At 67.1% G+C, this 20,421-nt stretch carries 17 protein-coding genes; 4 read left to right on the forward strand and 13 right to left on the reverse strand.

The window, feature by feature from the left end; translation table 11 throughout:
• Positions 1–559: 559 nt before the first annotated feature.
• The 3 genes from ASD69_RS18700 to ASD69_RS18710 form a co-directional block, all read right to left on the reverse strand.
• Positions 560–1,081 (reverse strand): YcxB family protein, encoded by a 522-nt coding sequence (locus ASD69_RS18700; RefSeq protein ID WP_157489576.1) that lies wholly within the window; start codon positions 1,079–1,081, stop codon positions 560–562.
• Positions 1,078–2,181 (reverse strand): NAD(P) transhydrogenase subunit alpha, encoded by a 1,104-nt coding sequence (locus ASD69_RS18705; protein ID WP_056182058.1) that lies wholly within the window; start codon positions 2,179–2,181, stop codon positions 1,078–1,080. The genes ASD69_RS18700 and ASD69_RS18705 overlap by 4 nt, the downstream gene beginning before the upstream one ends.
• Before the next feature lie 364 nt (positions 2,182–2,545).
• Positions 2,546–4,834 carry a DUF1631 family protein gene (locus tag ASD69_RS18710; protein ID WP_157499331.1) on the reverse strand — a complete coding sequence of 763 codons (2,289 nt, stop codon included), beginning with the start codon at positions 4,832–4,834 and terminating at the stop codon, positions 2,546–2,548.
• A 129-nt stretch (positions 4,835–4,963) separates the two neighbouring features.
• Here ASD69_RS18710 and ASD69_RS18715 point away from each other — a divergent pair, with 129 nt between their 5' ends.
• The 4 genes from ASD69_RS18715 (at position 4,964) to ASD69_RS18730 (ending at position 8,129) form a co-directional block, all read left to right on the forward strand.
• A complete protein-coding gene (locus ASD69_RS18715; protein ID WP_056182065.1) occupies positions 4,964–5,569 on the forward strand; it encodes a nitroreductase in 606 nt (201 codons plus the stop codon).
• On the forward strand, positions 5,566–6,489 hold the full coding sequence (locus ASD69_RS18720) for a 5'-3' exonuclease H3TH domain-containing protein (RefSeq protein WP_056182067.1): 924 nt from the start codon (positions 5,566–5,568) through the stop codon (positions 6,487–6,489). The genes ASD69_RS18715 and ASD69_RS18720 overlap by 4 nt, the downstream gene beginning before the upstream one ends.
• Before the next feature lie 30 nt (positions 6,490–6,519).
• Positions 6,520–7,062: an NUDIX hydrolase gene (locus ASD69_RS18725; protein WP_056182069.1), complete on the forward strand. Its 543-nt coding sequence runs from the start codon at positions 6,520–6,522 to the stop codon at positions 7,060–7,062.
• A gap of 266 nt (positions 7,063–7,328) precedes the next feature.
• Positions 7,329–8,129: a CatB-related O-acetyltransferase gene (locus tag ASD69_RS18730; protein ID WP_056182072.1), complete on the forward strand. Its 801-nt coding sequence runs from the start codon at positions 7,329–7,331 to the stop codon at positions 8,127–8,129.
• A gap of 27 nt (positions 8,130–8,156) precedes the next feature.
• On the opposite strand, the gene ASD69_RS21430 is transcribed toward ASD69_RS18730, so the two are convergent.
• The 10 genes from ASD69_RS21430 to ASD69_RS18780 all read right to left on the reverse strand — a co-directional run bounded on the left by ASD69_RS21430 (position 8,157) and on the right by ASD69_RS18780 (position 20,234).
• Complete coding sequence (locus ASD69_RS21430; protein ID WP_082576638.1) at positions 8,157–10,613, reverse strand: adenylyltransferase/cytidyltransferase family protein; 2,457 nt, start codon at positions 10,611–10,613, stop codon at positions 8,157–8,159.
• Positions 10,614–10,664: 51 nt separating this feature from the next.
• Positions 10,665–10,868, reverse strand: coding sequence for a hypothetical protein (locus tag ASD69_RS18740; protein ID WP_056182075.1), 204 nt, complete (start codon positions 10,866–10,868; stop codon positions 10,665–10,667).
• An 18-nt stretch (positions 10,869–10,886) separates the two neighbouring features.
• Positions 10,887–12,362, reverse strand: a complete 1,476-nt coding sequence (locus ASD69_RS18745) for a hypothetical protein (RefSeq protein ID WP_056182080.1) — start codon at positions 12,360–12,362, stop codon at positions 10,887–10,889.
• 8 nt (positions 12,363–12,370) lie between these two features.
• Positions 12,371–13,258, reverse strand: coding sequence for a hypothetical protein (locus tag ASD69_RS18750; protein WP_056182083.1), 888 nt, complete (start codon positions 13,256–13,258; stop codon positions 12,371–12,373).
• Positions 13,259–14,290 carry an ATP-binding cassette domain-containing protein gene (locus ASD69_RS18755; protein WP_162250678.1) on the reverse strand — a complete coding sequence of 344 codons (1,032 nt, stop codon included), beginning with the start codon at positions 14,288–14,290 and terminating at the stop codon, positions 13,259–13,261. It lies immediately after the preceding gene.
• Between the two features lie 106 nt (positions 14,291–14,396).
• Positions 14,397–15,188, reverse strand: coding sequence for a hypothetical protein (locus ASD69_RS18760; RefSeq protein ID WP_056182091.1), 792 nt, complete (start codon positions 15,186–15,188; stop codon positions 14,397–14,399).
• Positions 15,185–17,476 carry a glycosyltransferase family 2 protein gene (locus tag ASD69_RS18765; RefSeq protein WP_162250679.1) on the reverse strand — a complete coding sequence of 764 codons (2,292 nt, stop codon included), beginning with the start codon at positions 17,474–17,476 and terminating at the stop codon, positions 15,185–15,187. Before ASD69_RS18765 ends, ASD69_RS18760 begins: the two co-directional genes overlap by 4 nt.
• Positions 17,477–18,016: 540 nt before the next feature.
• Positions 18,017–18,964, reverse strand: a complete 948-nt coding sequence (pip, locus tag ASD69_RS18770; RefSeq protein ID WP_056182096.1) for a prolyl aminopeptidase — start codon at positions 18,962–18,964, stop codon at positions 18,017–18,019.
• A gap of 81 nt (positions 18,965–19,045) precedes the next feature.
• Positions 19,046–19,876, reverse strand: a complete 831-nt coding sequence (prmC, locus tag ASD69_RS18775; RefSeq protein WP_056182099.1) for a peptide chain release factor N(5)-glutamine methyltransferase — start codon at positions 19,874–19,876, stop codon at positions 19,046–19,048.
• Between the two features lie 13 nt (positions 19,877–19,889).
• A complete protein-coding gene (locus tag ASD69_RS18780; protein ID WP_056182101.1) occupies positions 19,890–20,234 on the reverse strand; it encodes a hypothetical protein in 345 nt (114 codons plus the stop codon).
• Positions 20,235–20,421: the final 187 nt, after the last annotated feature.

The raw sequence follows: 20,421 nt of genomic DNA on the forward strand, positions 1-20,421 counted from the left end.
GGGGCCAGGGGGGATTTGCTGTTGCTCCTGAGCTTCTAACAGCCCAAAAGCAAATCCCCCTCAATCCCCCTTTTTCAAAGGGGGAGGACAAGTTTCGAAGGGGGAGGACAGGCGGACATTCCGACGATTGCCGCCGGTTTTCAAAGGGGGAGGACAAGTTTCGAAGGGGGAGGACAGGCGGACATTCCGACGATTGCCGCCGGTCCGAGCGTAGGCGTCGAGTTGAGCAGGAGCGCTCCTGCGCTTGTTTCTGATGCCCTATGCGGTTCCCCCCTTTGAAAAAGGGGGGCCAGGGGGGATTTGCTGTTGCCCCTGAGCTTCCAAAAGCCCAAAAGCAAATCCCCCTCAATCCCCCTTTTTCAAAGGGGGAGGACAAGTTTCGAAGGGGAGGATAGCGGACATTCCGACGATTGCCGCCGGTCCGAGCGCAGTACTTCGATCGTCATTGCATTGAGATCGTCGTCCATGCCAGGGCTCCGCTCAGGGCCCCGTGCAGCTTGCGCGCACTCAGGTTGAGCGCATGCAACCGAACGCCAAATAGCAATGAGCTGAGCCTTGATCAGCTTTCGCTAACGCGAACACCGTGCGCGCGGGCTAGGGACAGAATCGGCCCCAAGGCCTCCTGCACTTGGCGGGAGGGTAAGCAGTGCGCGCAATTTCGCGAGAAAAACAGCAACAGGAAACCGCCTTGTTGCTTCACCTGCAAGATCGCTTTCCAAGACTGCGTCCATTCCTCGGTCTCGCTGAAGGCGCGCAGGCCGAAGTCGCCGAAGCGGTATCGGTAGATCCGTCCTTTGTGGGTCCGGGAGAAGTGCACCGTGGCGGTCAAGACAGCCTGCATCAACAACGGGAATGCCAACGCCAGCACCAGCGCCGCCAGTGCGGGGCCTTCCGCATCGATCGAAAAGCCCCGATACAGTTGCACCAGCAGCAGCACCGATACGATCAACGGCGCCGCCAGTATCCCCAGGATGCCTACCGGGGTCTGCCACGACATCACCAGGGCCGAGCGGAGCCGATCCCAATAGCTGTAGCGGAACCGAACCTCGATCTCGGACTGATCCGGCGCCGACGAACTCATGCCGCCGCCGCGCGCTCCGGCCACACCGTCTTGGCCAGCAGTTCATCGTTCCAATCGAACTTGAGCTCGCCGTTGTCGACGAACAGGCTGACGAAATTGAACACGTTGCGCGCATACATCTCGCTGGCGTGCACGGCGCCGCTGCTGGCCAGGTTGAGCGGGCCGGCGATGGTCACGCCTTCCACGTCCACGGTTTCGCCGGGACGGGTGAGCTCGCAGTTGCCGCCGGTTTCCGCGGCCAGGTCGACCAGCACGCTGCCCGGCTTCATGCCGGCGATCATCGCCGCGCTCACGATCTTCGGCGCCGGGCGGCCCGGCACCGCGGCGGTGCAGACGATTACGTCGATGTTCTTCAGGTGCTCGCCCAGGCGGCGCTGCTGTTCGGCGCGCTCCTCCTCGGTGAGCTGGCGCGCGTAGCCGCCCTCGCCCGCGGCGCTCACGCCCAGGTCGAGGAACTTGCCGCCCAGCGATTCGATCTGCTCGCGCGTCTCCGGGCGCACGTCGAAGCCTTCGACCTGCGCGCCCAGGCGCTTGGCGGTGGCGACGGCCTGCAGGCCGGCGACGCCGGCGCCGACGATCAGCACCTTGGACGGACGGATGGTGCCGGCCGCGGTGGTCAGCATCGGGAAGAAGCGCGGCGCCAGTTGCGCGGCGATCAGCACCGCCTTGTAGCCGGCCATACCGGCCTGCGAACTCAGCACGTCCATGGCCTGGGCACGGGTAGTGCGCGGCAGGCGCTCCAGCGGGAACGCGACCAGTCCGCGCGCGACGATCGCTTCGCCGCGCGCCGGGTCGGCCTGCGGCGCCAGCGAGCCGACCAGCACCGCGCCTTCGCGCAGGCGGCCCAGACCGGCCGCATCCGGCGGCTGTACGCACAGCACCAGATCGGCGTCGGCGAGCGCGGCGGCGGCATCGTCGGCGAGTTCGGCGCCGGCCTGCGCATAGGCCTCGTCGCCGAAGCTGGCGGCACGGCCGGCGCCGCGCTGCACGCGTACGCGCGCGCCGCGCGCGACGAGCTTCTTGCAGGTTTCCGGGGTCAGCGCGACGCGTCGCTCGCCCGCAGCGGTTTCGCTCGCAACGCCTATGGTGATGCCCGCCATGCTTCGCTCCATACCCGGTGATGGTGTCTCGCCGCATCCTAGCCGAATAAGGCGAGGAACGAGCGCAGATGAGCGAGGAGAGCGCTGGGCGCCGTCGGCGCCGCTAAGGATGGGGTGAGCCGCTAATCAGCCAGTGCAGGCGCGGCTGCACTGTGGCGCGCCAGCGACCACGGAGCAGGAGCCGCTTTCGCTCACTCCTCACTCCTCCCACTCTTTCCCGGCTTTCAGCCGTGGCCGACCGCGCGACGGATGGGGTGAGCCGCTCATCAGCCAGTACAGGCGCGGTCACACTGTGGCGCGCCAGCGATCAAGGAGCAGGAGCCGCTCTCGCTCACTCCTCACTCCTCCCACTCTTTCCTGGCTTTCAGCGGTGGCCGACCGCGCGATCGAGATGGCGGCGGACCTGGCGCATGGCCTCATCGAAGGCGTTGCGTTCGGCGCCGATGCTGAGGCGGCCTTCGCTGGCCAGGATCGCGAGTTCCTCGGCCGAGGCCGCGAACACGCGCAGGCCGCGGCGATTGACCAGCAGGTAGCGCGAGGTCAGCGGGCTGACCCAGGCCACCTTGGCCGCGATCTGCTCGCCCTGCAGGTCGGTCACGCGCAGCCAGTCGCCTGGATCCAGGCCGCGCATGCGCTCGGCCAGGACCGGATCGTGCTGCGACACGTCCTTGCCCGGCGGCAGGAAGCGGCGGGTTTCCTCGATCGCCTCGTCCTCGGCCGCGGGCAGCGGCGAGGCCGGACGCGTGCGGCGCGCCGAATCCGGCGTCGCCAGCGCCCGCACCAGACCGGCCATGCCGTGCTGGGCGGCGCTGTCGTCCAGGCCGGAACTGGCCAGGCACTGCACGATCAGCGGTTGCAGGGAGATCAGGCGGTCGGCGAGTTCGCGGCCGCGTTGTTCGGCGGCCAGGCGGTCGGCTTCGATCAGGGCGTCGCCCAGCGACAGGGCTTCGTCGCGGCGCGCTTCGCCGCCTTCGCGCAGCAGCACCTGGACCAGGTGATGGCGCCAGGGCATGGCCAGGAAATCGGCCACGGCCTGGGTCAGCGGCGGCTCGGCCAGGCGCTCGCGCAGGGCGTGATCGGCCTGGTTGCGCGCCGCGCCGAGGCGCTCGCGGCCGTAGGTGGCCTTGGCCGCGCGCTGTTCCTGCAGCTCGACCCGGCGGCGCTGCTGCGCCAGCAGGGCGTCGAGCTCGGCGTGCGCCATCTCGAACACGGCCACGTCTTCGTTGTACTCGGCGACCACGCGCTGCGAGATCTCGGTGGCGCGGTCCAGCAGTTCGCGGTCCTGCGGGGTCTCGCCGTCGTTGCCTTCGCAGGCCTCGGTGATCGCGTCGAGCAGGCGGCGCGCCGGGTGCTCGCGCTTGACGAACACTTCGTTGTCGGTCAGCGCGACCTTGACGTAGGGCAGCACCAGGCGCGCGTAGAGACGGCGCGCGCGGTCCTGCAGGGCGTGATTGCGGAATAGCGAATCGAACAGCAAAGCGACCAGATCGATCGCGTCGTCTTCTTCGGCGCTGAAGCAGGTCTGGTCGGGGTTCAGGCCGAGCCGGCGCGCGCCGTCGTGCAGATGGTCGCGGATGCTCTCGCCCAGGCGCCCGGACACGGCCAGGGCGCGCGCGAACGCGTCCGGCGGTTCGGGTTGCAGCAGCGAAGCCACGCTGACCACTTCATCGATACGCAGCTCGCGGCGCGGCGCCATCGTGCGCTGCGGGGCGTGGGCGTTGGGAACCGCGTCGGACCGCATCAGTCCTTCGCGCCAGGCATGCAATTGACTGCGCAAATCGGCGAGCTCGCTGGCCATGGCCGCGATATCGCTGGGCGACATCGGCGGACGTTGGGGGTCGTGTTGGGCGGTCGAGCCGCCGTGGGGCGGCGCGACGCCGCCATACGCGCCGTAACCGCCGGCGCCCGGCGCAGGCCCCCCAAAGCCCGCGCCATAGTTCGGATCGAAACTGTCGCCGTAACCGCGCTCGCGCGCCGGCTCGCGCGCCGGCTTGGCGCCCAGGCCCGGGCCTAGCCCGACCCCATAGCCGCCGCTGGACAGCAAGGTGTTGACCCGGCCGTACAGATCGCCGAGCACGCGTGCCAGCTCGTGTTCGTACTGGCGGAACAGACGCGCGCGCAGCGCCTCGGGCAGCTGCGCGTCGACGAAGGTTTCGACGAAGGCCGCGACCAGGCGCTGCGGGCCGATCGGGTTGGGGCCGGGCGCCAGGCCCATGACCTCCGAGACCGCGGCCAGACGGCCCTGGACCATATCCAGGGGGCGCGCATAGCGGCCGCACAGGGATTCGGTCAGGCGTTCGCCGGCCAGGTCGAATTCGAGCTGGTTCTCGTCCACCAGCCGCATCGGCACCTCGCCGCCGCTGCGGATGCGCAGGGCGCGGAACTCGTCGAAACCCTTGGCCACCTGCTGGCGGAACGCCATCACATGGGTAGCCTGATGCTGCCGCAGCACCCACAATGCGGCCTGGTCTTCGTATTGATGCTGTTTGCCGTCGCCCTTGAGCGAGTCCACCTTCATGGCGTCCTCGATCGGGCCGTACAGGGTTCCAGGCAGGCCGCCCAGCTGCTCCAATGCCAGGCGCTTGATCTCCTCGAGCATGCGCAAGGGATCGGTACGCGTGGCTTGAGCTACGCCGTGCGGATGAGCAGACACTGCGTGTTCCCCTGTTCCCGTGAAGGGCTTGAATCGTGTGGACCGAACGTGCCGTTTTTAGGCAGTTGGCAGCAGCATAGTGGCAAGATACGACAGCGCATGCACACACAAAATAGGCTTTTGTGACTGATGTCTCGAATCGATACCGACTTCCCTCCTGAATCCGAAAAAGCGTTAGCGGCTCTGGACACTCGGCGCTCGGTGCCAGCAAAACAGCTGACCGAACCCGGGCCGGACCCGCGCGAACTCGAGCGCATGCTGCGCTCGGCGGTGCGGGTGCCGGACCATGGCAAGCGGGTGCCGTTCCGCTTTCTCAGCATCCGCGGCGACGCCCGCCACGCCCTGGGCGAGCGCCTGGCTGCGCGCGGCCGCGAGCGCGACCCCGGCGCCGGCGAGGCCGCGGTGGAGAAGGACCGCGGGCGGTTCTCGCACGCTCCTTTAATAGTGGTGGTGATCGCGCGGCTGGGCCCGGACGAGAAGATCCCCGAGCAGGAGCGCCTGCTGACCGCCGGCAGCGTCTGCTTCGCCCTGCTCCAGGCCGCGCAGGCCCTGGGCTACGGCGCGGTCTGGCTGACCGGCTGGCCGGCCTACGACCCTCAGGTCCTGTCCTGGCTGGGCCTGGGCGCCGACGAGCGCGTGGCCGGCTTCATCCACATCGGCACGCCCAAGCTCGAGGCGCCCGAGCGCGAACGCCCCGACCCGCTCGCCCTGCTGACCGCCTGGACGCCCGAATGAGCGCCGCGCGCCCGCCGCTGTACCTGGTCGACGCCAGCCTCTACGTGTTCCGCGCCTGGCACTCGATGCCCAACGAGTTCGAGGACGCCGAGGGCTGGCCGACCAACGCCGTGCACGGTTTCGCGCGCTTCCTGGTCGAACTGATCGAACGCGAACGCCCGCGCCACATCGCGATCGCCTTCGACGAAGCCCTGGACTCGTGCTTCCGCAACGCCTTCTACCCGGCCTACAAGGCCAACCGCGAGCCGGCGCCGCAGGAACTCAAGCGCCAGTTCGCGCATTGCAAATCGCTGTGCCGCGCGCTGGGCCTGCCGGTGCTCGCCCACAGCGAGTACGAGGCCGACGACCTGATCGGCAGCGCCCTGGCCGCGATGCGCGTGCAGGGCTACCGCGGCGTGATCGTCTCGGCCGACAAGGACCTGTCGCAGCTGCTGGACGGCGCCGACGAACAATGGGACTACGCGCGCGGCCAGCGCTGGCGCGCGGACGGCGTGCCGGCGCGGCACGGCGTCGAAGCCCATCAGATCGCCGACTACCTGGCCCTGTGCGGCGACGCGGTCGACAACATCCCCGGCGTGCCCGGCATCGGCGCCAAGACCGCGGCGGCCCTGCTCGGCCACTTCGGCACCCTGGACGCCCTGCTGGCGCGGGTCGAGGAAGTCCCCTTCCTGCGCGTGCGCGGCGCCGCCAGCGCGGCCGCGCGCCTGCGCGAACACCGCGAGCAGGCCCTGCTGTGCCGGCGCCTGACCACGATCGCCCTGGACGCGCCGCTCGGCGACGACGCGCCGTTCCTGCGCGGCTCCGGCCTGGCCCCGGAGCTGATAGGCCTGTGCGAATCCCTGCGTTTCGGCCCCATGACCCGGCGCCGCCTGCACGAGGCCGCCGGCCTGGACTTCGCCACGTCATCGCTTCCGTCGTAGCATCGCAGCGAACGAACGCCCGGACACGCGATGAACGAACCAGTCGAAACCCTGTACGACGGCCAATGGCTGCGGATGATGCGTCGCGGCCGCTGGGAGTACGCCGAGCGCACTCACGGCAAGGGCATGGCGGTGATCATCGTCGCGGTCACGCCCGAGGATAAGCTGCTGTTCGTCGAGCAATACCGCGTGCCCTTGAACGCGCGCACCATCGAAATGCCGGCCGGCCTGGTCGGCGACGACCACGACGCCGACACCCTGGAAAGCGCCGCGCGCCGCGAGCTGATCGAGGAAACCGGCTGGGAGGCCGGACGCGTCGAAGTGCTGCTGACCGGCCCGACCTCCTCGGGCATGAGCAGCGAACGCATCGCCTTCGTGCGCGCGCGCCAGCTGCGCCGCGTCGGCGAAGGCGGCGGCGTCGACGGCGAGGACATCGTGGTCCACGAAGTGCCGCGCGCCGATGCGCCGGCCTGGCTGATGCGCAAGCACGCCGAAGGCTACGAGCTCGATCTCAAGCTGTGGGCCGGCTTGTGGATGATCGAACACAATCCGGATGGGTCGCGGGCGGATTGAGCGAGACCGACTGCAGACGCCGGCGGCATGGGCGTCGCCAGGGGCACTTTGAGACCACGTCTTTTCCGTCTATTTCCGCACGGAACCCGACGCTAAGCTGACGCGTACCCCCATCGGCGCATCCCCGCATATGCACCTATCGATTCGCGGCGATGGCTGCCGCCCAGTGCCGCATGCAAACCGCTTCGACGCGGAACGCCAAGCGAACGCCTCCGCGCTCCGACGCCGACGCAGCCGTCCCACGCAGCGCTTGGGCTGAGCCCGCGATGCCATTCGATCTGCAAGTATCGGATGACCTGCTGTTCGCATTCCACGCGCGCAAGGTCCTGCTCGGCTACAACAGCCCGGCGCCGAAGGACGGCGTCTACGGCTGGCTCAAGCGCGGACAAACGCTGCGCCTGCACAACCCCATCGTGATCGAACGCAATTGCGGCCTCTACGGCGGCGCCTACGTACCCTTGGTGGGCGGCCTGCCCTCCTGCGGTCTGTGTTCGATGGGGGCTTTCAGTTACTCGTATTCCGGACTTCCGGACGGATTGACGGTGGGACGCTACGCCTCGATATCCACCGGGCTGCGCTTCATCGATTCGTTCCATCCGCTGGATACGCTGACGACCTCGGCGATCACGTTCCGTCCGCACAACCATCTGTACGCCGAGTTCGCGAGCGATCGCGTCCGCGATTTCGCCGCCGGCTTCAGGATCGGCGGCACCCGCCCATATCCCACTGTAGGCCACGACGTCTGGATCGGCGCCAACGTGACCCTGGCGATGGGCATACGGCTGGGCACGGGCTGCGTGGTCGCGGCCAACAGCGTCGTCACCCGCGACGTAGCGCCGTACACGATCGTCGCCGGAAATCCGGCCAAGCCAGTCCGGTTACGCATGCCCGAAGAAACGGCGGCGCGATTGCTGGACAGCGCCTGGTGGGAGCTCGATCCGAGCGCGCTCTTCGCGCTGGACTTCGCAGCCCCGGAGCGCATCCTGGACGCGCTGGCGTCGGGCTCGTGGCCGAAGTTCGACTTCCTGCCGACCCGCATCGAAGCGCCGGCCGTGTCGGAGCCGTAGCCCCGCGCGCGCAGGCGCGCAGCGGCCTCACCGCTTATAGCGTCGCTGCTCCTTGGCCCCGAACTTGGTCCAGTGCGCCTTGGCGGTATCGGCGCCGGAGACGCCTGTCGTACGCAGCACCGGATTCATGTCCACATACACCGCGTGCGAGAAATCGTTGGGCGCGCTGTACCGGTGCAGCCGTCCCTCCTGCTGGCCGTACTGCAGATAATGCGTGGTCGCCCCGATCTGGTTCGCGTGCCCGGCCAGCGCCACGTCCGGATTGAGGAACAGATAGCTACGCCAATGGAATCCGTCGGGGCAACGGTCGAAGTCCAAGGTTTGCGAGTAGCCGTCGGCGAACAGGCCGAAGTTGGCGTTCAATACCCGTCCATACGCGCTCATCGGAGCGCCGTGCACGTAGACGCGCTTCCAGAACGAATACAGGCCGACGGCGCGCGGGTCGTCGACGCAGGCGACCGGCATGTGCTTGTTCTGATAGGGCACGGCGATGCCGACCACCGCGTGGCCGGCCGTGCGCATGCAATCCTCGACGAAGGCCAGCGCGTCCGGGCCGAGCGGATCGCGGTAGTGATGCTTCCACACCGCCAGCATCGCGCGGCGGAAACCCAGGCGCAGCGCGGTATGGAAATCGCCGCGGTCGTAGCACTGCAGCACGACCCGGTCCACCAGCCCCTGCCTCTCGGCCTCGGTGTAAACCTGTTGGGCGATGTATTCGTAGTCGGCGTCGGATCCGATGCTGCAAACCAAGGCCTTGTCGCGCCGCGCGCAAGTCCGGATGGCGTCGCCCAGCGCGATCGGGCGCAGGCGCTCATCGTAGCGGGCGGCCAAAAACTCCTGCACGGACACCTCGGCGAACGGTCGATCGAAGCCGTAATGGGCCTCGTTGCCCTCTCGCGCGACGATCACGCCGTCGCCGCATCGCAGCAGATCCAGTTCCACCACATCCAGCACCCGGATCGCGCGCTCGACGGCCTCGGCCGCATTGCTGGCGTGATAGCCCAGACAGTCGCCTCCCTTATGGGCGATCGTGGCGTTGCGCGAGAAGAACAAATTGGCCATCGCCAGAGAGTCGGCGTGAACCGCGGGCGAGACGCCGCGCAAGGCTCGCTTTGCGGCCACGTCGTCCAGTTCGCAGGCCCTGACGATCTCGCTGACGATCGAGTCGGCGCTGTCCTCGCCGATCGCGGTCCCGGCCAGGATGCGCCGCCGCATGCGCAGCAATGCGTCGGCCACGTGGGGATCGTCCGACATCACCGCCTCCACCGCGGCACGGATGCCGCCGGGCCGGGTCGGGTAGCCGCCGCAGAACAGATCGGCGCTGCCGGCCGCGTATGGAAAATCGTAGAGCGTGGCGTTGTTGTCCGAGTATTCCCTGAGCAGGACCTGCACCACCGGCTTGCCCAGCGCGGCGGCCTCGAAGATGGTCGAGGACAGGTCGGAAATCAGGCAATCGGCGTGCTTCAACAACTCGCTCATCGTGCCGCTGACATTGGCGGCGACGTTCATCCGGGACACGTCCAGATGCGCCGTCTCCGGATGCAACAGCGTCACATGGTTATCCAGACCGGCGATCTCGTCTATCGCCTTGGCCATATCCAGGTTGTTGGAGATATGCCAGGTGGGCGCGAACAATATGATCGGCTTGGCGGGATCCAGCCGATACCGGCTCGCGATTTCCTCTCGCGTAGCGGTCGGCGCGGACAACAACTGCTTGGCCTTGATGAAGCCCGCCGAGCGGACCTTGTCGGCGTGGCCGTCTCCATCCGGGAAGAAGGTCAGCAGGGATCGGGAATGATCCGGCCCCGCGGTCACGATGACATCGAAAAAGTTGAATCGATCCTGGTTGGCCAGAAACCATTTGAGATTGCTGGCGCCATGGTCGACCAACACCCTGGGTTTATCCGCATAGGCACCGCGTGGCGGACTCACCGGCAGATTGAAGTAGACCAGGCAATCGCAATCCAGCCCTTCGGGAAGTTCCGAGGCGGTGGTAAAGATGGGCGCCACGTTCGCCGCGGTCAGTTCGTTGACCAGACTGAGCGCGCAGTCGTAATGCTTGCCGATGTAGGTATCGCCGAACAGCACCCGCTTGCACTTGAGCCGGTCCTCGATGCCCACCTTGACCTCGGTCGACGACACCCCGGGCGTGCGCGGCAGATAGACGACCTCGCAACTGACCCAGTCGAACTTGCCCTCCCAATCGTCGCCCATGACCAGCACATCCGCCTGATGTTCGCGGATGTAGTGGTCCTTCTCGGCCAGGGAATCCTCGTAGAACACCTCGTCGACCGCCTTGAGCGCCGCCACGCACTCCAGCCTGTGGCGCTGATCGAAGAAAGAGCGCTTGCCCTTCTCGGCGTTCAACCTGTCCGTGGACACACCCACGACCAGGTAGTCGCCCAACGCCTTGGCGCGCTCCAGGATTCTGAGGTGACCGTCGTGGAGCAAATCGAAGGTACCGAAGGTGATGACTTTCTTCATTCTTGAATCGGAACTCGTGCGGAACCGCGACTACCCGAAGCCGACCTCGCCTCAGAACCAGAAACGCGACGGGGCGAACCTGCTCAACGAAAAATCCGCGACCCTGCGCGCGATCCCCGGCTCGATGGCGACGGCCGGTTCCTGCAGCAGGTGCAGTTGGTCACGCCCCACAGCGCCCTCGAACTCGTCGCGCAGGCGACGCGCATGCTCGTCGCTGCTCCACTTACGGGCGAGGTAATAGCCGCCGGTGAGCATCGCCTGGCGGCGAGCGCGCTACTTGGCCTCGTCCTTCGCCGCGGAGAATCGCGGAGTCACGTCGTGGACGAAGCGAGCGGTCGGGCACACCTTCAAGAGGCCGCCGATCAGCTTCACCCGCCAGGACAGATCGACGTCCTCGCAGTACATGTGGATCTTCTCGTCGAAGCCACCGATCTGCTGCCAGATCTTGCGCGACATCGCGAAGCAGGCGCCGGAGACCCAGGACGTATCCAACCGCACCGGGTCGTGCCACTTCGGGTGATCGATAGGCGCGGTCGCGGCCTCGATCAGCGCCTGCCCTTGGTAATGGTCCGAGAAATCCACCAGCGCCTTGACGCAGCCGGGAGTGAAGTAGCCGTCGGGATTGGCGCCGATGTACAGCCGGTCGAGGTCGAAGCAACGCCGCATGAGCGCGTTGTGGGCACGGCCAAAACCGATGTTCTCGCGGTTGCGGTCCAGGATCAGCCTGTCGCCCAGGATCTTCCGGTAGCGAGATTCGTTGGCTGCGTCGTTGACGTAGCACGCCCAGTCGATGTCGTATCCGTTACTGATCGCCAGCTCGTTCTGGATCGAGGCCTTCAGGCGTTCGACCTCCTCGTTGGAGTTCTCGTACAGCACCACGCCAATGAAGGCCGCACGCGCCTCCTTGCGCGCCTCATGCCGCAACGAAGGAATCGAGGCCTGCGCATACGGCGTGGGCCAGGCCGGCCCGGCGATGCTGCCGGTGCCGCGGGTGCCGGCAAGGAAACCCCTGAGGTCCTTGTAGCCCTCGTTTCCGAACAGGTGCGCGGAGTTGCGCAGGAAGGCCTGGCTAACGCGCTCGTCCGGCGAGAAGCGCCTGCTTTCGGACAGGCCGTACTGGACGAAGTGAATCAACGGAATCACGTTCGCCGCTTCCAGATCCGCGTTGACGCGCATGTAGTACGGCATGCTCGCGAAGCTCGAGCACTCCAGATACTCGTTGCCCCAGCGGCCGCCTGCGTTGAGGTATTGCTCGATCGGCACCCCGACAGCCTCGCAGGCGCGCCCCTTCATGTCCGCGCGGAACACCGCGTTCTCGAAAAACGGCGAGGGGTTCGCATCGGTCGTCAGCAGCAGTTCGCGCAGACCCGAATAGCGCTCGAAGATCGGATAGCGGCCGCGCGCGTCGGCTTCGCGCGCCTGGCGGTCCGGATCTATCTGATCCAGAACGAAATCGATATCGAGCAGCATCGTCGGCGACCGGCCCTCGAAGAACCCATGCCGGATGTAGTGCAGCAGCGGATTCATGTCCGCACCGCGGATGTCGACGTTCTCCTCGAGGTAGTGGCGACCATCGAACAGCGCGGATGTCGCGGCCGTCCAGTACTTCTTGTTTTCCAGGTAGAGGAACTCCAACGGCACGCCTGCCGCACCGTTCCGGTCCAAGCCCAGCGTGCGCGCCAGGTAGTCCAGGTCCAGCAAGCCGGAGTCGCGCATGACGGATATTTCGGACAGTCGATCGTTCAGCATGGCGGTTCCTAGAAGTCGGACGCGAACAGCTTGATGGGGTAGGTGCTGCGAAGCTGATCCAGCTTTTCGCGGTTCTTCTTCCACACTCGCTCCTTCTCGGCGTCCTCCTTGCTGCCGTTACGGCTGGGCGTGCTGTTGCTGTTGTCGCTACGGATGATGTAGAGACCGATCCGACGGTCCAACGCGGAGAAATCGCAGGGACTGGGCCCGGCCACGCGCAACAGGAAGTCGTAGTCCTCCACCCGCGACAACTCGGAGTGGAAGTAGAGCAGCTCCCTATCGACCTTCGCGCAATCGATCATGTAGGAGTGCAGAGGGCAGAAATTGTCCCGGATCAAGTCCAGCTTGTTCTTGCCGCTGTAGGGACTGGTCACCTCGTAGATGAAATCGTAGTCGCGCAGCCCGACGGCGCGCGCCTGCTCCATGCCGGCGAAGGACACCGCCGCCTGGCTGCTCGCCAGCGGCTTGCGCAACACTTCGTAGGCATGGGTGTACAGAACGTCGTCGTAGTCCAGGAACGCCAGATAGCGGTTATTGCGCTTCAGGTGCTCCTGTATTCCCGCATTCATCAGGGCCGAGCGGGCGTCGCCGGATTTTCCGTCCGCGTAGTTGATGACCAGCGGCTTGGGCAGCCATTTGAAGAACCACTGGCGCTGCACGGCCTGCACGGTCTTCTGCAGGTCGGCCTCGGCAAAGCGCTGGGTCACCACGATGGGCTGGACGGCGACGCCGGTCTGCGCATGCAAGCTCTGTATCGCTCGCTCCAGCTTTCCGAGCGACCCGCAGTCGTGGAAGCGAACGACGACGCTGACCACGTCCAGCATCGCGCCGGCGCCCCCCTGATCCTCCGGAGCGCCGCGCGATACTGTCTTGTTCACGATATCCATGATCTTCATTCAGCAGACCTCCACCACGGCCGCTTTCGCCATCGGCAAGGGCGCGCCCAACCGCTCCATCGAGGACCCCGCGCTCACCCTCAGGCCACGCAACAGATCTTCGGCATCCTGATCCTCCGGCGCGGGCAGGCTGACCCGGAAGCCGAACCTCCCCGAGCCCTTGGCCAGGTACAGACGCACGTCCTCGCGGTCCACGCGCTCCGGCGCGGCCGGCCCTTTGGCCCCGCCCGCCTCCACGCACACCACCGCGACCTCCCTGCCGCGCTCGTCGATCGCCCAGCCTTCCAGCTCGATCCTGCGGTCGACGATCCTGACCCTCTCGATCATTCCGGACGAGCTGCCGAACAGCAGAGGATCGTTGGCCGCCACTTGCGCGCGCAGCTCGGCGCTGGCCGCCGATACGATGCTGCGATAGACGGACACGCCTTCGTCGATATCGCCGTAATAGCGCATCCGTCCCTGGTCCAGCACCAGCGCCTTGTTGCATAGCCGCTTTTGCAGCTCGGCGCTGTGACTGGCCAGCACCACGATGCGGCTGCCGTTGATGCGCCCGGTCAGGCGATTGCGCGCACGTTCGACGAACACCGCGTCGCCGGTCGCGATCCATTCGTCCATCAGCAGGATGTCCGGCTGGATCGCGGTGGAGATGGCGAACCCCAGCCGCATGCGCTGACCGGCCGACAGGGTGTGCAAGCGATGGCTGGCGCGGTCGGTCAGGCCCGCGAAATCCAGTATGTCCCCGAGCACGCCCTGGATCTGGCGCAGGCGCAAGCCCATCGCGGTGCCGCGCAGCATCACGTTCTCGATCACGGTCGCGTACTCGGCGAAGCCCAGGGTCGCGTTGAGCAGCGATTGGGTGAGGCCGCGGCTCTCGATCGTACCCGTGCTGGGCACAAAGGCGCCGTTGAGTACCCGCAACAGGGTGGTCTTGCCGGCGCCGTTAAGCCCCATCAGCGCGACCCGGTCGCCCTCCTCCGCGGCGAAGCTCAGCCTGGACAGCACCTTCACGTAGCGGCGCGTGCTGCCCGTCATCGTCGAGCGGAAAAAGGATGCGTCCGCCCGGGACGCGTGCTGCGCCTCCATCGGAAATTCCAGCGACACTTCGCGTGCGCGCAAATAGACCATGGTTGCCAAATCCTCAAAGCCAAATGGGAATGCGTCGGGCCGCGCTTCGATAGACCAGCGCCGCGCCGATCAGCCCCAGCAAAGTCATCGCGCCCAGATAGACGTAGGTCGCCGGCTCGATCGCTTCGCCCAGCAAGGGCCCCCGGATCGCGAGCATCAGATGATGGAAAGGGTTGGCGCGCATCAGGGTGCCGTGGGGCGTTCCGGCCGGCGCGGACTCCGGATACCAGACGATGGGCGTGATCAGGAACAGCACCATCATCGCGCTCGACATGAACTCGTGCATGTCGGGGAACCGCGCGCCGGCCGCGCCGAGCAGCACCGCATACAGGAACAGGTTGATCATGACCACGACCAGACCCAGCAGGGATCCGGCGATCCCCATCGGCTGCACCGTCGGCGATGCGATCACGACGATGGCGACGATCGGTTGCGATAGCACGAAGTAATAGAAGGCTCGCGCCTGGGTGCGCAGCACGTAGTCGGTCAGGCGCAGATGCCCGTCGTAGATGTACGACTTGTACGTCGAGAACATGGCCGTGGCGTCGCTGAGCACGGTGGACATCAGCCGGAAGACCACGAAGCCGACGCCGATGTGGGCCAGGAAACGCGCCTGGTCCAGGCCGGGCTGCAGCGCGGCCAGGAAGCCGCCCAGTCCCCACACGTAGACCGCGGTCGGCACCAGGGTCCACAGGGCGCCCAGCCGGGTCTTGCGATACTTGGTGACGGTGTCCAGCCAGCTGCCGTACACCCAATGATCGGGGCGGCGCAGGCTTTGCAGGAAGTGGGAGAACAACAAGGTCATGACGCTACCTTAGGAAGCACAGTCATACGTCCGCCGCGGCTCGTTCGGCTGATGGTCGTGCGGGGTGGGAAGGCGAGCTCGAAGTTCGGGCTGTCCAGGGACAGATTGGGGTTGTAGGCCGGGTCGTTGCGCAGCAGGTCGCCCCAGCGGCGCAGCATGGTGTCGGACTCGGCGAGGAAGCGGGCGCGCTTCTCCGGCGTGTTGTCCTGGCCGCGACTGGCCGATTCGTGGTGGTACAGCTCGGCGAACGGCGTCCAGACGTTGCGATAGCCGTTCGCATCGATGCGCAGGCACAGATCGATGTCGTTGAAAGCCACCGCCAGGTTTTCGTCCATGCCGCCGACTTCGTCGTAGACGCTGCGCCGAACCGCCAGACAGGCACCGGTGACGGCGGTGAGGTTGTGCACGACTCGGGCTCGACCGACGTAGCCGCCGCTGCCGCGACGCAGGTTGAGATGGGCGTGCCCGGCGACACCACCCTCGCCGATGCCGAGAATCACGCCGGCATGCTGGATGGTGTCGCCCGGGAAATACAGCATGCAGCCGACCGCACCGACCTCCTCGCGCATCGCATGCGACACCAGCTCGTCCAACCAGTCCGGGCCGATCACCTCGGTGTCGTTGTTGAGCAGGCACAGAACCTGCGCGGAGCTCTGCGCGACGGCGTGATTGACGATGGCCGAGAAATTGAATTCGTACGGGTAGTCGACCACACGCACGCATTCGCGCCCGCGCAAGCCGGCCAGATAGTCCACTGCCTGCGGCTCCACCGAGCCGTTGTCGACGACCATCAACTCGAAGTTCGTGTAAGCGGTCCGATCCAGCACGCTTTCGACGCAGGTCCGCAGCAGTTCGGCGCGGTCGCGGGTCGGCACGATCACCGTCACCTTGGGCGCCTGCGGCTCGCACGCCGGCAGCGCCCTGAAATAACCGTGCTCGGTGACCTCGACGCGCGACGGCCGCCCTATCCTGGCCAGGTGCGCTTCGACCGCGCGTCGCCCCGCCTCGCAAGCCGCCACGGCAGGCTCCGCTGCCGTCGCCTGCGACGGCCGCCTGGCGTGATACAGGATCTTGGGGATGTGCACGATCTGCTCGTCGCGCAGGCGTTCGACGCAGCGCAATACGAGATCGTGATCTTGCGCGCCCTGGTAGCCTGCGTGCAGGCCACCGACCTCCCGCAGCAGGTCGGCGCGGATCGCCACGAGATGGCAAAGGTAGTTCTGCGCCCGCAGCAGGTCGGGATTCCAGGCCGGCTTGAAGTTGGGATCGCTGCGCAGCCCTGCGGCGTCGATCTTGTCTTCATCCGAGTACAACAGACGCGCGTCGGCACGCTCGACCACAGCGCGCGCGAGCTCACGCAGCGCATCGGCGCATAGCTCGTCTTCCTGCCCGAGGAAGGCGAGGTAGTCGCCCTTGGCCAGACCGATCGCCTCGTTGGCGGCCTGCTCGTCCTGCGCGCAGCGCTCGCTGAATTGCAGGCAGATGCGCCGATCGCATAGCGCGTACTCGCGCAGCAGGCGCTTGGTGGCGATCGAGGCGGCGACGTCGGCGACCACGCACAGCTGCCAGCGGCTGTAGTTTTGCGCCAGCACGCTGTCGATGCTGCGTTTGAGCAGCTCCAGACGAGGCTCGCGCACGACGAGGACCACGGAGAGGTCGGGCGCGCCGGTGCGCAGCTCGACGCGATCGCGCGTCTGCTCGACGGCGGGCCGGCTATCGAAGCGTGCCACCCATTGCTGGTAAGACAGGGCCTGATCGCGCAAGGCGCCGCGATAGCGTTGCTTCAAGGACTCGGCCGCCGCCGCCGCGCCCTCGCGCAGCGCATGGCGCAGAAAGCCGAGCAGGTCGGCGCCGAGGCGATCGCGCGGCGACTCGCCGGCGCAACGGCGGATGCCTGTCAGCATCTCCAGCACGGCGCGCAGGCGCGAGATGCGCCGCATCCGGAATCCGCGCATGCCGAACCTGGCCGCGCACTGGGTCGGGTCGAAACGCAACGCTCTGACCGGAGCATTGATGAGCACCACCGTGTACACGTACTCGCCCGAGCGCGCAGGCTCGGCGACATCGATCCGGCTGTGCTCGCTTTGGCCTTCGCCATAGTCCGGGTACAGGCAGGGCGCGACGATGCCACCCTCGCCCAGCTCGAACGCCACCCGCAGCTGGTACCAGCCCGGTGCCGGCAGGGCATAGCCCGGGCGAGCGCGCAGGTCGATCCGCGGGTCGTTGCCTTCGGCGATGCATTCCCACGCATCGCCGCGCCTATCGACATGCAGCTGATGGACCGGCACCAACTCCAGCGCCAGCGCGCGACCTGGAATCCGCCGCGCGATAGCCCGCAACACCCGCCTCAAGATCAAAAGCCCTTCCCTCATGCATTCCCGCCGCTGCATCTCGCTAAGCCGGCACCTGTCGATCCGGGCGCCGCAACGCAACTAAGCCGAGATCTCCCCATCGCGCCGACGATCCTTCCATCCTATTTGGAGAATATAAACCTAATTAGGACCTGATATTCCAAAACGAATATCGACTCGACCCGCCATCAATGTGACTTACGACCACCTAAGTTGCGCCTATCCGTCCGGAACCGGCGCATTCAGGCAACGCAATTCATTGAAACTTGAAGGAGAAATCGCGCATCACCCGCGCAGGCGGACACCCGCAACAAGCCAATGCAAGCAGCGCGCGCCATACGCACTAAATGTGTGGACGTTTTCCACGTAGAGAATTGAGCCCGAGGCCGGCTCGCGGAACCTGCGTCCGCACAAACGAAACCGGCCGGTAGCTGCGCGCTACCGGCCGGTTCGGGGCACTGCCTGAGACGGGAGCGCTTAGCCGGCGGCGTAGCGATCGGTGGCGCGGACCAGGGCGTCGACGTTCTCGGCCTCGAAGGCGGAGTGGCCGGAGGCGGGGGTGATGCTGAGCTCGGCGCCGGGCCAGGCCTGCTTGAGGTCCCAGGCGTTCTGGACCGGGCAGACCACGTCGTAGCGGCCGTGCACGATGGTGCCGGGGATGCCGGCCAGGCGATGGGCATCGCGCAACAGCTGATCCTCGACCTCGAAGAAGCCGCCGTTGACGAAGTAGTGGTTCTCGATGCGCGCGAACGCGAGCGCGAACGCGGCGTCTTCGTGGCCGCTGACGAAGTCCTCGTCCACGTGCAGGAAGCTGGTGGCGCCTTCCCAGACGCTCCAGGCGCGCGCGGCGGCCAGGCGCTGGCGTTCGTCGTCGCTGGTGAGGCGGCGGTGGTAGGCGCTGATCAGGTCGTGGCGCTCGACCGGCGGGATCGCGGCCAGATAGTGCTGCCAGGCGTCCGGGAACAGGCGCGAGGCGCCTTCCTGGTAGAACCACTCCAGCTCCCAGCGGCGCAGCATGAAGATGCCGCGCAGGACCAGTTCGGTCACCTGCTGCGGATGGGTCTCCGCGTAAGCCAGGGCCAGGGTCGAGCCCCAGGATCCGCCGAACACCTGCCAGCGCTCGATGCCCAGGCGCGTGCGCAGGCGCTCGATGTCGGCGACCAGTTCCCAGGTGCCGTTGTCGACCAGGTCGGCGTGCGGCGTGGAGCGCCCGCTGCCGCGCTGATCGAACAGCACGATGCGGTATTTGGCCGGGTCGTGGAAGCGCCGCATCTTCGGGCTGCAGCCCGCGCCGGGGCCGCCGTGCAGCAGCACCACCGGCTTGCCGTCGGGGTTGCCGCATTGCTCGTAATACAGGGTATGGCGGTCGTCGACCTGGAGCGTGCCCACGTCGTAGGGTTCGATCTCGGGATAGAGCATGCGCATCGCGGAATCTCGCTGACGGAATGCGCCGAGTCTACCCAGGCGCGGCGCGCGGGCGATACCGTATGCAGGCCTAGCACGCGCTCAGTCGGCGGGCGCGCGTCCCAGGGTCACGCGGTCGCGGCCTTCGAGGTCGCGTTCGGTCGCCACTTCGACCAGGCCGGCCTCGCGCAGCAGGCCGCGCACGGCCATGCCCTGCTCCCAGCCGTGTTCGATCAGCAGCCAGCCGCCGCGCTGCAGATGCGCGAGCGCGCCGGCGGCGAGCGCGCGGATCGCGTCCAGACCGTCCTCGCCCGAGGCCAGTGCGCTGCGCGGTTCGTGGCGCAGATCGCCCTGTTCGAGATGGGCGTCGTCTTCGGAGATGTAGGGCGGGTTGCTGACGATCAGCTCGTAGCGCTCGCCCTGCAGCGGCGCGTACCAGTCGCCGTTGCGGAACTCGACATTGTTCAGGCCCAGCGCGCGCGCGTTGTCGGCGGCCACGCCCAGCGCCGCGTCGCTGGCGTCGGTGGCGGTCACCCGCGCGGCCGGGCGCTCGCGCGCCAGCGCCAACGCGATCGCGCCGCTGCCTGTGCCCAGGTCGGCGATGCGCGCAATCCGGCCGGCGGGCAGACGCGCCAGCGCCAACTCGACCAGCAGTTCGGTTTCCGGACGCGGGATCAGGGTGGCCGGAGTCACGCGCAGGTCGAAGCTCCAGAAGCCGCGCTGCCCGAGCAGATACGCGACCGGCTCGCCGTCGGCGCGGCGCGCGACCAGGGTGCGGTAGCGGCGCGCGAGTTCGTCGGCGATCACGTCGTCGCCGTGCGCGAACAACCAACTGCGCGGCTTGCCCAGGGCATGCGCGAGCAGCAGTTCGGCCTCGGCGCCGTCGTCCAGACGCGTCCTGGCTTCGCGCAGCAGCAGATCGATGCGGTTCATCGGCGGCGTCCTTTCAGAACTCCACGCCGTATTCGGACTTCGCGTCCTCAATCGCTTTGTCGAGCTTGGCCAGCTTGCCGGGCTGGGCGGCGTACTTCTTGCGAGCGGCGGCGATCTGCGCATGAATCAGGTCCGAGTCGCAATCCAGCTCGTCGTTGGTTTGACTCAGCTCTTGCTCGCGCTCCGGATCGCCGGACCCGACCTCGCCCGCCAGATGCGCGCAATCGAACACGCGCTCGGCCAATGCGTCGGGCTCGGCCGACTTGGCGGCCGCCGGCCCTTTGGCGCCGACGGCGAACGGGGCCGCGAACAAGCAAGCGCTTGCCACGAGCAGCAGACGGGGCATCGTGTTCTTCATGGGGCAATCTTCCCTGATTGGAGTTCGCTCGGCGGCCCGACGCCACCAGGATGTGTTGGGAATCGGCCGCGGGCGATTCCGCGCCCGCCGAATCCAGCGGCACATCCTACGCGAGCGCGGGCCGCCGCCCGCGCCCTGCGGCACAAAAACGACCGCCGGCACAGGGCCGGCGGTCGCGAGGCAAGGC

Origin of the sequence: Lysobacter sp. Root604 (assembly GCF_001427505.1) — a bacterium.
GTDB lineage: Bacteria > Pseudomonadota > Gammaproteobacteria > Xanthomonadales > Xanthomonadaceae > Lysobacter.

Bases quoted from the DNA above. Each gene is read 5' to 3' on its own strand.
- ASD69_RS18740 (WP_056182075.1), bottom strand. From the start codon at position 10,868: ATGCTCACCGGCGGCTATTACCTCGCCCGTAAGTGGAGCAGCGACGAG.
- ASD69_RS18725 (WP_056182069.1), top strand. From the start codon at position 6,520: ATGAACGAACCAGTCGAAACCCTGTACGACGGCCAATGGCTGCGGATG.
- ASD69_RS18720 (WP_056182067.1), top strand. From the start codon at position 5,566: ATGAGCGCCGCGCGCCCGCCGCTGTACCTGGTCGACGCCAGCCTCTAC.
- ASD69_RS18750 (WP_056182083.1), bottom strand. From the start codon at position 13,258: ATGAAGATCATGGATATCGTGAACAAGACAGTATCGCGCGGCGCTCCG.
- pip (WP_056182096.1), bottom strand. From the start codon at position 18,964: ATGCGCATGCTCTATCCCGAGATCGAACCCTACGACGTGGGCACGCTC.
- ASD69_RS18715 (WP_056182065.1), top strand. From the start codon at position 4,964: ATGTCTCGAATCGATACCGACTTCCCTCCTGAATCCGAAAAAGCGTTA.
- ASD69_RS18730 (WP_056182072.1), top strand. From the start codon at position 7,329: ATGCCATTCGATCTGCAAGTATCGGATGACCTGCTGTTCGCATTCCAC.
- prmC (WP_056182099.1), bottom strand. From the start codon at position 19,876: ATGAACCGCATCGATCTGCTGCTGCGCGAAGCCAGGACGCGTCTGGAC.
- ASD69_RS18780 (WP_056182101.1), bottom strand. From the start codon at position 20,234: ATGAAGAACACGATGCCCCGTCTGCTGCTCGTGGCAAGCGCTTGCTTG.
- ASD69_RS18705 (WP_056182058.1), bottom strand. From the start codon at position 2,181: ATGGCGGGCATCACCATAGGCGTTGCGAGCGAAACCGCTGCGGGCGAG.
- ASD69_RS18760 (WP_056182091.1), bottom strand. From the start codon at position 15,188: ATGACCTTGTTGTTCTCCCACTTCCTGCAAAGCCTGCGCCGCCCCGAT.
- ASD69_RS21430 (WP_082576638.1), bottom strand. From the start codon at position 10,613: ATGAAGAAAGTCATCACCTTCGGTACCTTCGATTTGCTCCACGACGGT.
- ASD69_RS18700 (WP_157489576.1), bottom strand. From the start codon at position 1,081: ATGAGTTCGTCGGCGCCGGATCAGTCCGAGATCGAGGTTCGGTTCCGC.
- ASD69_RS18745 (WP_056182080.1), bottom strand. From the start codon at position 12,362: ATGCTGAACGATCGACTGTCCGAAATATCCGTCATGCGCGACTCCGGC.
- ASD69_RS18755 (WP_162250678.1), bottom strand. From the start codon at position 14,290: ATGACGGGCAGCACGCGCCGCTACGTGAAGGTGCTGTCCAGGCTGAGC.